This window comes from Streptomyces sp. GbtcB7, assembly GCF_019091445.1.
GTDB classification, from domain to species: domain Bacteria; phylum Actinomycetota; class Actinomycetes; order Streptomycetales; family Streptomycetaceae; genus Streptomyces; species Streptomyces mirabilis.
On sequence record NZ_JAGXJM010000165.1, the window covers coordinates 1 to 377 of the forward strand.

Below are 377 nucleotides of genomic sequence, written 5' to 3' on the forward strand. Positions count from 1 at the left end.
CCTGGGCGCCTCTTGGCGACTCGTCGGACGCCCGGTGACCTGATGCATGGGCTGGGTGCGGCCCGACCGCACCCGCCCCGCAAAACCCCCACAGTTCGGGGTGACAAACACAACCAGCGCGTGCGCCGCACGCGCTGAAGGATCGGCTTTCCCAAGTCAGGAGACCTATCTCATGTCCGTGCCTCAGACGCCCCGCATGTTCGGGGCGAGCACCACCGCTGCCGAGGTCATTGACGGTGTCGACCTGCACGGCCGTCGGGCCGTGGTGACCGGGGCCAGTTCCGGAATCGGGGTGGAGACGGCCCGGGCGCTCGCCGCGGCGGGCGCCGACGTCGCCCTGGCCGTACGGGACACCGACGCGGGTGCCCGCGTAGTAG

Annotated in this window: 1 protein-coding gene; it reads left to right on the forward strand. The window is 71.1% G+C overall.

What is annotated here, in order from left to right; translation table 11 throughout:
• Positions 1–172: 172 nt before the first annotated feature.
• Positions 173–377: SDR family NAD(P)-dependent oxidoreductase (locus KVT44_RS55685; RefSeq protein ID WP_217576888.1), on the forward strand; the 205-nt coding region annotated here is incomplete at its 3' end.